Annotated in this window: 11 protein-coding genes; 6 read left to right on the top strand and 5 right to left on the bottom strand. The window is 59.2% G+C overall.

Annotation, left to right across the window (positions count from 1 at the left end; translation table 11 throughout):
• Nucleotides 1-61: 61 nt before the first annotated feature.
• Complete coding sequence (locus I2D57_RS00005) at nt 62-631, bottom strand: DUF3267 domain-containing protein (RefSeq protein ID WP_195361050.1); 570 nt, start codon at nt 629-631, stop codon at nt 62-64.
• A 133-nt stretch (nt 632-764) separates the two neighbouring features.
• Here I2D57_RS00005 and I2D57_RS00010 point away from each other — a divergent pair, with 133 nt between their 5' ends.
• Entirely contained in the window at nt 765-2,915 is a 2,151-nt protein-coding gene (locus I2D57_RS00010; protein WP_195361051.1) for a class I tRNA ligase family protein, read from the top strand.
• A 59-nt stretch (nt 2,916-2,974) separates the two neighbouring features.
• Nucleotides 2,975-4,078 (top strand): RsmB/NOP family class I SAM-dependent RNA methyltransferase, encoded by a 1,104-nt coding sequence (locus I2D57_RS00015; RefSeq protein ID WP_195361052.1) that lies wholly within the window; start codon nt 2,975-2,977, stop codon nt 4,076-4,078.
• Between the two features lie 21 nt (nt 4,079-4,099).
• On the opposite strand, the gene I2D57_RS00020 is transcribed toward I2D57_RS00015, so the two are convergent.
• Nucleotides 4,100-4,270 carry a hypothetical protein gene (locus I2D57_RS00020; RefSeq protein ID WP_195361053.1) on the bottom strand — a complete coding sequence of 57 codons (171 nt, stop codon included), beginning with the start codon at nt 4,268-4,270 and terminating at the stop codon, nt 4,100-4,102.
• A gap of 191 nt (nt 4,271-4,461) precedes the next feature.
• On the opposite strand from I2D57_RS00020, the gene I2D57_RS00025 reads away from it, so the two are divergent.
• Nucleotides 4,462-5,553: a beta/alpha barrel domain-containing protein gene (locus tag I2D57_RS00025; protein ID WP_195361054.1), complete on the top strand. Its 1,092-nt coding sequence runs from the start codon at nt 4,462-4,464 to the stop codon at nt 5,551-5,553.
• A gap of 82 nt (nt 5,554-5,635) precedes the next feature.
• Here I2D57_RS00025 and I2D57_RS00030 read toward each other — a convergent pair whose 3' ends face one another.
• Complete coding sequence (locus tag I2D57_RS00030) at nt 5,636-6,526, bottom strand: DegV family protein (protein ID WP_195361055.1); 891 nt, start codon at nt 6,524-6,526, stop codon at nt 5,636-5,638.
• A 320-nt stretch (nt 6,527-6,846) separates the two neighbouring features.
• On the opposite strand from I2D57_RS00030, the gene I2D57_RS00035 reads away from it, so the two are divergent.
• The 3 genes from I2D57_RS00035 to I2D57_RS00045 all read left to right on the top strand — a co-directional run bounded on the left by I2D57_RS00035 (nt 6,847) and on the right by I2D57_RS00045 (nt 9,863).
• A complete protein-coding gene (locus I2D57_RS00035; protein WP_195361056.1) occupies nt 6,847-8,763 on the top strand; it encodes a fructose-1,6-bisphosphatase in 1,917 nt (638 codons plus the stop codon).
• A 78-nt stretch (nt 8,764-8,841) separates the two neighbouring features.
• A complete protein-coding gene (locus I2D57_RS00040) occupies nt 8,842-9,237 on the top strand; it encodes a GtrA family protein (RefSeq protein ID WP_006235398.1) in 396 nt (131 codons plus the stop codon).
• 218 nt (nt 9,238-9,455) lie between these two features.
• Entirely contained in the window at nt 9,456-9,863 is a 408-nt protein-coding gene (locus I2D57_RS00045) for a GtrA family protein (protein WP_055250894.1), read from the top strand.
• A 159-nt stretch (nt 9,864-10,022) separates the two neighbouring features.
• Here I2D57_RS00045 and I2D57_RS00050 read toward each other — a convergent pair whose 3' ends face one another.
• Both I2D57_RS00050 and I2D57_RS00055 read right to left on the bottom strand, forming a co-directional pair.
• A complete protein-coding gene (locus tag I2D57_RS00050; protein ID WP_148332084.1) occupies nt 10,023-10,898 on the bottom strand; it encodes a DUF4430 domain-containing protein in 876 nt (291 codons plus the stop codon).
• Nucleotides 10,888-13,289, bottom strand: a 2,402-nt coding sequence (locus I2D57_RS00055; protein WP_195361057.1) for an InlB B-repeat-containing protein, incomplete at its 5' end; no start/stop codon positions are given. The genes I2D57_RS00055 and I2D57_RS00050, both read right to left, overlap by 11 nt.

The raw sequence follows: 13,289 nt of genomic DNA on the forward strand, positions 1-13,289 counted from the left end.
AAAATCATTGCGTACCTAATGATTTTTTAATCCCCGTCCCAGAAAAATCATCCCAAAAAGACTACCTTGCGAAAAAGCGAACGCCAAAGGACGTGTCCTCGCAGGCGACAATGCAGCGGTCGCGCAAAATGGTCCGCACGTAATACCAGTCGCCCACACAGCCCGACAAATGCAAGCCGGCCGCCAGGTAGCACAGCAGCGGATAGCCCGAAAACGCAAAGCCCAAGGCAAACGCCGCCGTCAAAACAACCGTCGGCGCCAGGCAAATGACCATGTACCGCCGGCGCGAATACACAACGCCCTCGGCGCAGGCATAGATCATGCATGTCTCGAGGTTCGCCCCAAAGGTCACGCGCGCACCGGCAGGCGCAAACAGCTTAAAGAACACCGCATGCACCAGCTCGTGTACGGCAAACGACGCCATCGAGACCGCAGCCAAGCCGACTATCCAGCCCAAGACGGCCGTCCAGCCGCCCACGTCCGCCACATCCAAGTCCGCGGGTCCGCCCAGCAGCATAAACACCGGCACCAGGCACACGGCAAACACGCCAAGCATGACCATCCCCCACACGAAGCAAGCGTGCAGAAAATCCTCGTCCTCAAACGCATGTATGTTGGAAATCTCATTCATAGCATCTTAGGATAGCGCCCCTGCCACGCACCCGCCCGCATGTGCGATAATGTCGAACGATATGCACGAATTGACCACCGCGCCGCCGAACCCCGTGCCCGGCCGCGCTCTTACCTATATTCGAAGGAGTCCCATGGCATCCAAATACTCCATGAACGACCGTCCCAGCTGGCCGCGCCGCGCCATCGTTACCGCCGGCGAGCCCTACGGCAACAAGGGTCTGCACTTTGGCCACGTCGGCGGCGTCTTTGTCCCGGCCGACTTCTTCGCCCGCTTCCTGCGCGACCGCCTGGGCCGCGAAAACGTCATCTTCACCTCGGGTACCGACTGCTACGGTTCGCCCATCATGGAGAGCTACCGCAAGCTCAAGGAGAACGAGGGCTACGACAAGTCCGTCGGCGAGTATGTCGAGTCCAATCACTCCCGCCAGGCCGCGACCCTCAACAACTACAACATCAGCTGCGATATCTACGGCGGCTCGGGCCTTGAGCCGGCGGCCCAGATCCACAACGAGGTGACTGCCGAGATTATCGAGCGCCTGCACGAGCAGGGCACCATCTCCAAGCGCTCCACGCTGCAGTTCTACGATGCCAAGGCCGGCACGTTCCTCAACGGCCGCCAGGTCATCGGCCGCTGCCCCATCCAGGGCTGCAAGTCCGAGAAGGCTTATGCCGACGAGTGCGATCTGGGCCACCAGTTTGAGCCCGAGGAGCTCATCGCGCCCAAGAGCCAGCTCACCGGCGAGGTGCCCGAGCTGCGCCCGGTCGACAATCTCTACTTTGACCTGCCGGCCTACCTCGACTTTATGAAGACCTACACCGCCAAGCTCGCCCAGAACCCGCAGGTTCGCTCCGTGGTCTCCAAGACCATGGAGGAGTGGCTGCTGCCGGCTCAGCTCTACATCCAGAACAAGTTCCGCGAGGCCTTCGATACCGTCGAGGACCAGCTCCCCGAGCACACCGTGCTGGAGCCCGAGGGCAACAAGAGCAGCTTTACCGTCACCTTCCCCAGCTGGAAGGAGCGCGACGATGCCCACGCAGTGCTCGCCAACGGTGGTGTGCGCTTCCGCAGCGGCAAGGCGCTCGTGCCCTTCCGCATCACCGGCAACATCGACTGGGGCGTTCCGGTACCCGAGGTCGACGGCGTCTCCGACGTCACCTGCTGGTGCTGGCCCGAGAGCCTGTGGGCGCCCATCAGCTATACGCGTACCGTGCTCGCACGCGATGCCAAGGCCGCCGGCGTGACCGAGGGCGTCGCCGCCCAGGACGCCGCCCTCATGGGCGAGCCCGCTGCCGACTCCACGCAGGTGCCCGCGCCCACCTACCAGCACAGCTCGCTCGACTGGCGCGACTGGTGGTGCTCTGACGACGCTCAGATCTACCAGTTCATCGGTCAGGACAACATCTACTTCTACTGCATCGCGCAGACCGCCATGTGGGAGGCCCTGGGCTGGAACCTCACGCAGAGCACTGTCAGCGCCTGCTACCACCTGCTCTACATGGGCAAAAAGGCCAGCTCGTCCTCGCAGACGCCTCCCCCGCCGGCGGACGACCTGCTCAACCACTACACCTGCGAGCAGATGCGCGCGCATTGGCTGTCGCTCGGCCTGTCCGAGAAGCCGGTGAGCTTTAGCCCCAAGGCATACGACACCCGCGTGACCGGCAAGGACAAGGACGGCAACGAGGTGCGTGCCTGCGACGACAAGCGCGTTATCGACCCGGCCCTTAAGGAGAGCGCCCTTTTGACCGGCGTGTTCAACCGCCTGGCCCGCAGCTGCTTCTACGGCGTCGCCGTCAAGGAGGGCGACGAGAGCCCCTATCGCAACGGCTGCATCCCCGCCGGTGCCGCCTCTGCCGCCGTTGTCGAGGCTGCCGAGCAGGCCGCCCTTGCCTTTGAGCAGGCCATGTACAAGTTCGAGACGCACCGCGCGCTCGCCGTGTGCGACGACTACCTGCGTGCCGCCAACAAGCGCTGGAGCGACGCCTCCAAGGCCGCCAACAAGCTCGAGGATAGCGAGGCCAACGCCGCCATGACGCAGGCCCTCGTCGACGCCTTTACCGAGCTGCGCGTGGCGACCGTGCTCATGCACGGCATCGTCCCGGCCGGCTGCGAGCTCATCTGCGAGTACTTCGACGTCGATCCGGTCGCCTTCTTTAGCTGGGATAACATCTTTGCCTCCACGGACGAGTTTGTGGAGAGCCTGGGCGAGAAGCCCGGCGAGCACCGCGTGAAGCCGCTGCCCCCGCGCTTCGACTTCTTCAGCAAGCACGAGAGCCAGTACTAAAGCACGCCAGTAGCGGCGTGCCCGGAAAGTAATCAATTTGGGACGGGAAGGAAAGACGGATGTCCAAGCCGCGTCGTCGTAAGCAAAAAAAGCAGGTTAAGGCCGAGCTCAAGCTCAGGCAGTTTGCCGCTACCGAGCTTTCCGACCAGCTTGCCGCCCAACACTCCGCCGCCGACCTGCCGCGCTTTATGGTCGACACGGTCGCCGGCGCCTATGCACCCGCCGATGCTCAGCTCATGATCGAGGGCTTCGGTGCCGCCGCCACGCGCCCGGTCACGCTGCGCGCCAACACGCTCAAGGCGACCGCCAAGGACATTGCCGCCGCACTCGACGAGGCCGGCATCGCGCACCAAACCGTTACCTGGTATCCGGACGCCTTCATCCTGCCCGAGGCCCAGGTTTCCGATCTGTGGGATCTCGACATCTACCGCGACGGCAAAATCTATCTGCAGAGTCTGTCGTCCATGATGCCGCCGTTGGTCCTGGGCGCTCAGGCCGGCGAGGACATCCTGGATATGTGCGCGGCCCCCGGTGGCAAGACGACGCAGATTGCCGCCCTCACGCAGGGACAGGCGCACCTCACGGCCTGCGAGATGAGCATTCCCCGCGCCGAAAAGCTCGAAGCCAACCTCCACCGCCAAGGCGCCAAAAACGTGCCCGTCATGCGCATCGACGCACGCGAGCTCGACGAGTTCTTCCGCTTTGACCGTATCCTGCTCGATGCCCCCTGCACCGGCACGGGCACCGTCATCAGCGGCAACGAGAAGAGCCTGCGCGGCCTGACCGAGCAGTTGCTCGGCAAGTGCGCCCGTTCGCAGCGAGCACTTCTGGACCGCGCCATGGGAGCCCTCAAGCCGGGCGGCACGCTCGTCTATTCCACCTGTTCGATTATGCCGCAGGAAAACGAGGACGCCCTGCAAGAGGCCCTCGACAAGCACATGGACTGCGAGCTCATCCCCCTCGACGGCACGCCGAGCGAAAGCGAAGCACGCCGCGCCCAGGAAGCTGGTGAGGAGCCGTGCATCGAGTCCAACGCCCTCACCGAGGCAATCGCCGCGGGTCAGGTATCGGCCATCACCAACGGCATGCCCGGCACGCTCACTATCCCGCCCAGCTGCGACTTTGAGGGCTTCTACATCGCCTTGGTCCGAAAACGCAGCTAGCGCACGGACCAACTCAACAAGCTATCTCCGTGCGTGCTTGTCGTGCTGGTCACGGTGCTGCTTAAGTGCCTCGCGTTCCTTGCGCTCGGCTCTTTTGCCCTTAATGGCCGTAACCACAAAGTAGATGACCGCGGCGGCTACGATTGCGCCCACACACAGGCCAATCGAGCCCAACATTGCTGTGAAATCCATACCGCGTCACCTCTCTTTTAAACGGGACATTCAAGATAGCACCTCAATACCCGCCACCACAGCTCCTTCACGTTCGCCGGCCCTTCGGTCTAACGGATGGCGCGGCGGGGAAAAATCAACTCGTCAAACGATTTAGCAAGCACAACGCTGCCGGCACCCTGCCGACCACCATCGCATAGAATCGAGGATCCATGGATACCCTCAACGACCTAAACGAGCGCGTCGACGCCTTTGTCGGCACCAGCTCCTTCGACACGCCTGCCGCGACAAACGACCAAGCTCCCATCGATGTACCCGCCGAGGTTCACGAGGACATCGTCGCCTCGGTCGATTTCTCCGAGGTCGAGCTCGCAGACGAGTTCACCGAGCCCCAGGTAGCCGTAACTCCCAACGGACTACTCCCCATGGAGCCGCTGCCCATCGACGGGCGTCTGCGCAAGGCGGCCCTCCGCATGCCCGACGAGATCGAGGAGGCCAGCGGCTTTACGCTCTTTGGCCGCCGCATCAAGTCGCTCATCTACACCACCGACGTCGCGGTCATCCGCAACTCCAATGCCGACGCCGTGTTTGCCGTCTACCCCTTCACGCCGCAGCCCGCCATTACGCAGGCGCTGCTGACCGTTGCCGAGTGCCCGGTCTTTGTGGGCGTTGGTGGTGGCACCACCACCGGTAAGCGCTCCGTACAGATGGCAGCCGTCTCCGAGATGCAGGGCGCGGCGGGCTGCGTGGTCAACTCCCCCGCCACTGCCGAGATGGTCGAGCACATCACCAACATCGCCGACATCCCCGTCATCGCCACGGTCGTACGTTGCGACGATGATGCGCATGCCAAAGTGCGCGCCGGAGCCAAGATCCTCAACATCGCGGCCGGCAAGAACACGCCGCAGGTCCTGCGTGAACTGCGCGAGCACTATCCCAACCTGCCGCTCATCGCACCGGGCGGCAAGACGCCCGAGAGCATCCGCGAGACCATCGCCGCCGGTGCCAACGCCATCATCTGGACACCGCCTTCGGCCCAGCAGCTACAGACCGACATGATGCAGCGCTACCGCAAGATGAAGGAAGACGCCACGCCCGTCATCTCGCACGACGATGTGCCCATTATCGACCAGGTCGCCGCCGCCGAGGTCAGCCAGGTCGAGAACATGAATCCCGACGTGCCGATCCCCGACGAAGTCATCGAGCGCGTCGCTTCGATCCACGATCATATCGAGGAGCGTCGCGCCAACCGCGGACTCAAGCCCTCGCTGCACGGTTTCTTCTTCCGCGGAAAGAAACACTAACCCCCAACAGCAAGGCCCGCCCCACAAACGTGAGGCGGGCCGTTTTCGTTTGAGCAATCATGCGGCGACGTGATGGGGCAAATTAATCCACGCGCTTGTCGCCCATAAAGAAGAGCGCCACCGTACCAGGTCCGGTGTGCGAACCGATCAGAGCACCGATATTGTTGATCTCAATCTTGCCTTTGAGCTGCGGAACTTGTTCCTCAATCAGCGCCGCAACGGCCTCGGCATCCTCACGGCACGCCGAATGGGACAAGACGCACTTACCCGAATAATCCGCACCGTCCTGCACGTGTACCATCATGGTCTTAGCCATCTCGGAAATCGCGCGCTTCTTAGTGCGAATCTTCTCACGTGGCGACAGCCCACCTTCGCAATCGACCGTCATAAGTGGGCAAATCTTAAGCGCCGTGCCGATGATTGCACTCGCGGCCGAAATGCGACCGCCGCGCAGGTAGCTCGACAGATCGGTCGAGAAGAACCAGTGGTGCAGGTTGAGTTTATGCTCCTCAATCCAAGCAGCCGTCTCGTCGAGCGAAGCGCCGCTATCGCGCACGTCGGCGGCATATTCCAGCAATAGGCCAAAGCCCGAAGACGCCCCCAGCGAATCGATGACGCGCACCTTGCCGCCCTGGGGATAGCGATCCGCGAGCATCTGCGCCGCAACGCAGGCCGATCCATACGTACCCGAAATACCCGACGACAACGTCAGGTGCAGCACGTCTTTACCCTCGGCAACAAACGGCTCCCAAAACTCCTCGTACTCACCCACGCTCACCTGAGACGTCTTGGGCATGGCGCCCGCGGCAATCTGGGCAAAAAACTCGTCCGGCGAAATCGACTGATACAGATCGTCCGTATAGACAACATCATCGATCTCGTAATGAAAACACACGACAGGGATATTGCGCGACGCAAAGAACTCCCGAGTTCGGTCGGCGGCGGATTCACAGGTCAGGACAAAATCACTCATATGAGGCTCCTTACTCATTGCTGCGCAAATTATCGCACAGTGAGCCTACATACGGTACATATGTCCACTATTTACCAAATCGAACCAAAAATAGCGAACATCTTTACCACCATCGTTTCCACCGACCCCACGCATAAATATCTGAGAAAACACCCTCTATCGTCTCCACCCAACCGCCATATCTACCTTCACTAAATCGATTTACCAAACCGTTCAGCCGACAATTCAGCCGCTGGCGCAAAATCGAAACAAAAGCGGCGCATACTGATAAACGTTTGACGCTGTTTATCAGTTTTACCAGCCCCATCGGAAGGTGTTTCATGGTCGCATTCGATCGCAACCCGCAAGACTTCAAGTATCTGCGCCTGCTTTCGAGACAGTTCCCCACCGAACAATCCGCGTTTACCGAGATTATCAATCTCTCGGCCATCCTCAATCTGCCAAAGGGCACCGAGCATTTTATGAGCGACGTGCACGGCGAGTACGAAGCCTTTATGCACATCCTCAACAACTGCTCGGGCGTCGTGCGCGAGCATGTCGACGAGATCTTTGGCGACACGCTCTCCTTTGACGAGAAGGGCGAGCTGTGCACGCTCATCTACTATCCGCGCGAGAAGATCGACCTGGTCCGCAGCCGGCGCGAGGACTCGCCCACCTGGTACAGGACGATGCTTGACCAGCTCATCATGGTCGCACGCTCGCTTTCAAGCCGCTACACGCGCTCAAAGGTGCGCAAGGCCATCCCGCGCGACTACGCCTACATCATCGACGAGCTGTTGCACACGCACCCGGACGAGAACAACTATCGCGTGCGCTATCACGAGCGCATCGTGGAGTCCATCCTGGAGACCGCCAGCGCCGACGACTTTATCGAGTCGCTAGCTTCGCTCATCAAGCGTCTGGCCGTCGACCACCTGCACCTGGTGGGCGATATCTTCGACCGCGGCGGCGGCGCGGCCAAGATTATGGACCGCCTGCTCACCTACCATTCGCTCGACATCCAGTGGGGCAACCACGACCTGCTGTGGATGGGCGCTGCGGCCGGTGAGCCCGCCTGCATCGCCACGGTATTGCGCAACAACCTACGCTACGACAACTACGAGATCCTCGAGAACGACTACGGCATCTCGCTGCGTGAGCTTGTTGCCTTTGCCGATGCCACCTACACCGCCGGTGAGTCCATCACCCCGCTGATCAAGGCCATCAACGTGCTGCTCTTTAAACTCGAGGGCCAGATTATCCAGCGTCACCCCGAATTCGACATGACCGACCGCCTGCTGCTCGACAAGATCGACCACGACACCGGCACGGTCACGCTCGCCGACGGCAGCGTGTGGCCGCTCACGACCAACGACTTCCCCACCGTCGACCCGGCGGACCCCTATACGCTCACGTCTCAGGAGCAGCACATCATCGACAAGCTCGTGTCCGAGTTTGTCACCGCCGATCACCTGCATCGCCATATCGATTTCCTCTATTCCCACGGCTCGATGTACAAGGTCGCCAACGGCAACCTGCTGTTCCATGGCTGCGTGCCGCTCAACGAAGACGGCACCTTTAGCAGCATGAACTGCCTGGGCACCTGGCGCGCTGGCCGCGATTATCTCGATTTTTGCGATCACATCGCCCGCCGCGCCTGGCGCGTGGGCGACCGCGACGCTCTCGACTGGATGTGGTACCTGTGGATTGGCTTTAACTCACCCGCCAGCGGACGCCTGGTGCGTACCTTTGAGCGCGCCTATATCGTCGATACGAGCACCTGGGTCGAGCCGATGGACCCGTACTTTACGCTTACCAAGTCGCCCTCGGTCTGCGACGACATCATGCGCGAGTTTGGCGTCGCGCCCATGGCATGTTCACCGACCGGTCACATCATCAACGGCCATACGCCCGTCAAGACGACCAAAGGCGAGCAGCCTATCCGAGCCGAGGGCAAGCTGCTGGTCATCGATGGCGGCTTCTGCCGCGCTTACCATCCCAAGACGGGTATCGCCGGCTATACGCTCATCTCGAGCTCGCGCGGCTGCCGCCTCAAGTCGCACCGGGCCTTTACGACGGTTGCCGAGGCACTCACGCGCAACGTGGACATCGAGAGCGAGACCAACCGTTTCGACCAAGCAGACCGTCGCCGCATGGTGAGCGACACCGATTCGGGAGCCAAGATCCGCGGCCAGATCCAGGACCTGCGTCAGCTGCTCGATGCATATAGAAACGGTGCTATCGAGGAGCGCGCCTAGCACCACCCGCGGGGATTGGCTAAACTTGCTGAGTTTGTCATCCCCGCGGCGCTTCGGCGCCAGCTTAAGGCAGGTACCATGCAAAAGCTCCTTGCGCAGATCATGAAATTTGGCGTCGTCGGTGTCATTGCCACGGTTATCGACTTTGGCATTATGAATCTGCTCCACTACGGTCTGGGCCTCAACATCCTAATCGCCAACACCAGCGGCTTTATCATCTCACTCATCTTTAACTACCTCGCAAGCATGAAGTACGTGTTTGCGCACAAGGAAGGCATGAGCCGCCGCCGCGAGTTCATCATCTTTGTCGTGCTGTCCGTAATCGGCTTGGCACTCAACGACGGTATCGTGCTGACACTCAACGCCGGCCTGGGACTCGAGGCCAATATCGCCAAGATCTGCGCCACCGCGCTTGTCATGGTCTACAACTTTGTGACCCGAAAGATCTTCCTGGAGGGCGACGAGACCAAGTAACTCGCAACCTTACAGCCTTACGATGCCCACGGACAATGCGCGCTCAGCACAGTATCGCCCGTGGGCATCGTTCGTTTACGGGCAAATTTTCAACGTTTGCGGATTACCTCTTGAATATTTGGCGAGTTCGTATAGTTCTTGGCAAAGACCTTACGTTTCCCTTGCAAAAGCTCTAAAGTATCCTCTGCTCGATTCATCAACGCATTGGATGTGATTACGTGCGCAAGGCACTGGCACAACCTCATACCAAGCAGTTCCTCAAGTTCGCCGTCGTGGGTCTTATCTCCTTTGGCATCGACTGGGGCATGCTCATTGCGCTCGTCGAGCTGTTCCACCTCGACTTTTTGATGAGCACCACGGTCTCGTTTACCACGTCCGTCGTGGTTAACTACTGGCTCAGCATGAAGTACGTGTTCGACCATCGCGAGGGCATGAGCCGCAAGCGCGAGTTCACGATCTTCACCATCCTGTCGGTGATCGGTCTGGGTCTCAACGACCTGTACATGTTTGTGGGCGTCACGTTTTTGAGCATCGGCTACCAGGCCATGAAGGCCATCGCAACGTTTCTCGTCACCTGGTACAACTACTTTAGCCGTCGCTTCTTCCTCGAGGGCGCACGGTCGTAGTCGATTCACTATTTGCTTGAATGTATAACCGGTTGGAATTCCCATTCCAACCGGTTTTTTGTTTACCGAGAGACCCGGCGACCCAGTCCAATTCGCGTTAAAAACGGGCGGCCCGGATGTTTGTCCGAACCGCCCGTCTGGCGCGCTATGTCGAGGTCTCTAGCCTGTAACGTAATACCAGACTACGTTGTCGCCGTTTGAGAGAACGTAGTTGCTGCAGGCTGTCATGGGCGTTGTGCCGTTGACGGAATAACACCAGCCGCTACCGCTTCCATAGTTTTCATCCTTCTCGGCCAGGCCACCGATGGCGGCAACATAAGTGCCAAACGACGAGCCACGCGCATTTATAGAAATACCCAGCGCGCAGAGAGCGTCGTAGGCAGTTGCTCCCTCATTAAAGGTGTAGGTACCACCAGCGGACACAGGATTGCCCACAGCGCTCGAAGTAACCGAGACAGTCACGGTAACGTAGCTAGACTCCTGAGAGACGCTCTGGTTGCCCGAGGGGGCATTACTGTTATCAGGAACGGCAGAAGGCCCACCGGACGTTGCCGAATTCTGAGAAGCCGACTGACTGTTGTCAGTCTTTTTATTTCCTGCTCCTTTTTCGCCGGACTTCTTGCTATCCGAGTTCTTGTCCGATTCCTTGTCCGAAGACTCGGAATCTTTCTTGGAGTCAGATTTGTCAGAACCCCTAGACCCGTCATTCGTATCATCAGAAGATTTGGAATCCTTGGACCCGGCCTTGCCCGAAGCGACAGTCGAGCCGGACCCATTGCCATCCTTGGCGACGATGCTCTCCCCCGCCACGGTCTGGACGATCCAATCAATGGACCAAGCACCGCTCTCGGAGGGATGAACAAAGCCCAGAGAGACCACGATCAGAACGACGCATGCGGCAGTCAGAACGCCAAGGAGCGCCTTCCGTCGAGGAGCGGACGCCGCCGAAGCGGCGCCCTTTTGCTTTGGATCATCGAGCTGGATAAACGAGGAGTCGGGCTGTTGCCCGTTGGTCTCCTTGGGCTTATCGGGCATTACCGTCACCCTTGCCGCGCTTGGTCAGCACGAAGACGGCGATGAGCGCAAGGCCAATCACGCCGGCGGCGATGCCAACGATGGCGAGCGGGTTGGTGCCCGTCTCCTGCTCGGAAGCACCAGAGGACTTCTTAGCAGTGGTCGTGGAAGCAGCGCCCGTATCGGACTTGGAATCGGACTTCTTGTCGGACTTGCTGTCCTTCTTCTCAGACTTCTTCTCATCCTTCTTGTCGGACTTATCGGAGCCCTTCTTGTCGGACTTGTTTTCCTTGGTCTCGGTCTTGGTCGACACCGTCGTCTTGGTCACCGGCTTCTGACCCGGGGCGATAGCGCCGCCGGCCTGCGGGCCCTTAGAGCCGGAACCAGCGCCGGAACCCGTACCAGTGCCCGTGCCGGTACCAGTACCAGAACCGCTGCCGCCGCTGGAGCCAGAACCGCCATTGTCACCAGAATTGGTGGCATTCTTGGTCCACTTGGCATACAGCGTCAGATCGGCCGTCACCGGCGTACTGAAGTCATACGCTTGCGTGCACGCCTCATCGGTATACCAACCGCCGAAGGTATAGCCCTTGCGACGCGGTTTTACAGCAGGCTCCGTAGCAGTTTTACCAGCCTTAATACGTTGGGAATCGAGCACAATAGAATCTGCACCATTTGCGTCAAACGAGACAGTATAGCGATTGACCTTCTGGCCATTTCCCTTAATCGCGAACAACTTGCCCGAATCGTTAGCGTAGTAGAGTGAACCATCAGAACCGACCGAAATCGACGACATGCAGTACTGCTGGTTCTCGGCCGACGGTCTATAGAGCAGCTCAGCCTCTTCGTCACCTATGCGATAGCGATAAATGCCGCCAGGATTATTGTTGGACGTAAAGTATACATAGGTATGACCATCTTGAATGGAAACCACAGGCTGTGACTTAACATCGCCGCTGCCCGTAAAACCACTTGCAGAAGAATCCTCGCGGATGAAGTTACCGTCTGCCTTATAAATTGAATAATCGACCGTAAGCGTATCGGCGTCGATAATTGCAAGCTGACCATAGTGGCTCGTAAGACTGTTTTGGGGACCGCCCATAAAGGACTCAATCGACGTGCCGCCAACTACAATCTTACCGTTGACAAACACGGGTGTAGAGGTCGAGCTGCTGCCAAACGTAACTTTACCCAGTTCTGAAAGGGCCCCATCATTAGCGATAGCAATTTTATGGAGCGTGCCATCGGCACTCACAACGTAAGCAGTAGCCCCATCAACAAGCACGTTCGCGCGAACGCGATCGGCGATCTTAAGCTTTGCTACGGTCTTTCCAGTCGAAGGATCAACCGTGCTGACAGTGCCTGAATCATCCGCGATAACGCCATAGTCGCCCGAGAACGCCATGCCAGCCCAGTAATAGCCCTTGCTGTTTTCATTCTTGTGCTGCCACATGACTTTACCGTCAGAAATACGAACACAAAGCAGGTAGCCGTCACTCGAGTCAATCCAATCGGCCGAAGCGGTACCAAAATAGGCATAGCCATCGCGAACCGAAACAGAAGCAAGCGACTGCTGCGCGCCATCGGGACCGGCCGGCAACCCATCGGTAACCCAAACCGTCGCAAGCACATCAACCGTTAAGGCCTGAAGACGACCGCCTGAAAGCGGAACAAGCACAACACCATTGGTATATACCATGCGTGAGGTGGAATCAATTGCAGCAGCCAAAGGTGACTCTAGAACGGTCTTGCCCGTCTCGACATCCTTTTTGAGCAATTTAGAACCAACTGCCACATAGAGATAGTCACCGATCAGCAACGCATCGGAAACACCCTTATTGCCGTCCGCACGCGTCTTAAGCTCGCTTACCCATTTCTCATCTGCATCCTTAGTGGGCACAGGTGCGTCGGTAACCTTGTCGGCACTTGTAAAGCCCGACCAGTCGCTATCCCAGTTAGGGCGTGCAGCGCTCGGATTAAGAACAACGTTGTCGACACCGGGCAAAGTATCCCCAGGGGCGTAAGCCCAAACGACCTTATCGCCCGACTTAAGCACGTAGTCGTTATCGAGTTGAGTTCCAGGAACGCCGTTGACAAAGAACGACCAAGCGCCGGACAGCTCGGTACCATCAAGCGGAGAAACGAGGCTATGGACACCCCAATAGCCGAATTGGTCGTACATCTTGGACTCGATGCCAAGGGCGTCGAAATAGGTAGCGGAGGCATCCTTGATCGACGTGCCCTTAACAAACACCTGGGTCGACGGGCTCGTCCAACGCTGAGCCATCCCGGCCTTTTTGCCAATAATCTCCATCGTGACGGAAACCTGCTCGGGCGCGGGGTCGCCGTACTTCGAGTAGCACCAGACGACGGAGTCGCCGTCCTTGAGCGTGTAGCCGCCCGCGCCGACCT

The organism is Collinsella aerofaciens (assembly GCF_015553355.1).
GTDB classification, from domain to species: domain Bacteria; phylum Actinomycetota; class Coriobacteriia; order Coriobacteriales; family Coriobacteriaceae; genus Collinsella; species Collinsella aerofaciens_V.

Coding starts and splice junctions, on each gene's coding strand:
- I2D57_RS00005 (WP_195361050.1), bottom strand. CDS start 631: ATGAATGAGATTTCCAACATACATGCGTTTGAGGACGAGGATTTTCTG.
- I2D57_RS00010 (WP_195361051.1), top strand. CDS start 765: ATGGCATCCAAATACTCCATGAACGACCGTCCCAGCTGGCCGCGCCGC.
- I2D57_RS00015 (WP_195361052.1), top strand. CDS start 2,975: ATGTCCAAGCCGCGTCGTCGTAAGCAAAAAAAGCAGGTTAAGGCCGAG.
- I2D57_RS00020 (WP_195361053.1), bottom strand. CDS start 4,270: ATGGATTTCACAGCAATGTTGGGCTCGATTGGCCTGTGTGTGGGCGCA.
- I2D57_RS00025 (WP_195361054.1), top strand. CDS start 4,462: ATGGATACCCTCAACGACCTAAACGAGCGCGTCGACGCCTTTGTCGGC.
- I2D57_RS00030 (WP_195361055.1), bottom strand. CDS start 6,526: ATGAGTGATTTTGTCCTGACCTGTGAATCCGCCGCCGACCGAACTCGG.
- I2D57_RS00035 (WP_195361056.1), top strand. CDS start 6,847: ATGGTCGCATTCGATCGCAACCCGCAAGACTTCAAGTATCTGCGCCTG.
- I2D57_RS00040 (WP_006235398.1), top strand. CDS start 8,842: ATGCAAAAGCTCCTTGCGCAGATCATGAAATTTGGCGTCGTCGGTGTC.
- I2D57_RS00050 (WP_148332084.1), bottom strand. CDS start 10,898: ATGCCCGATAAGCCCAAGGAGACCAACGGGCAACAGCCCGACTCCTCG.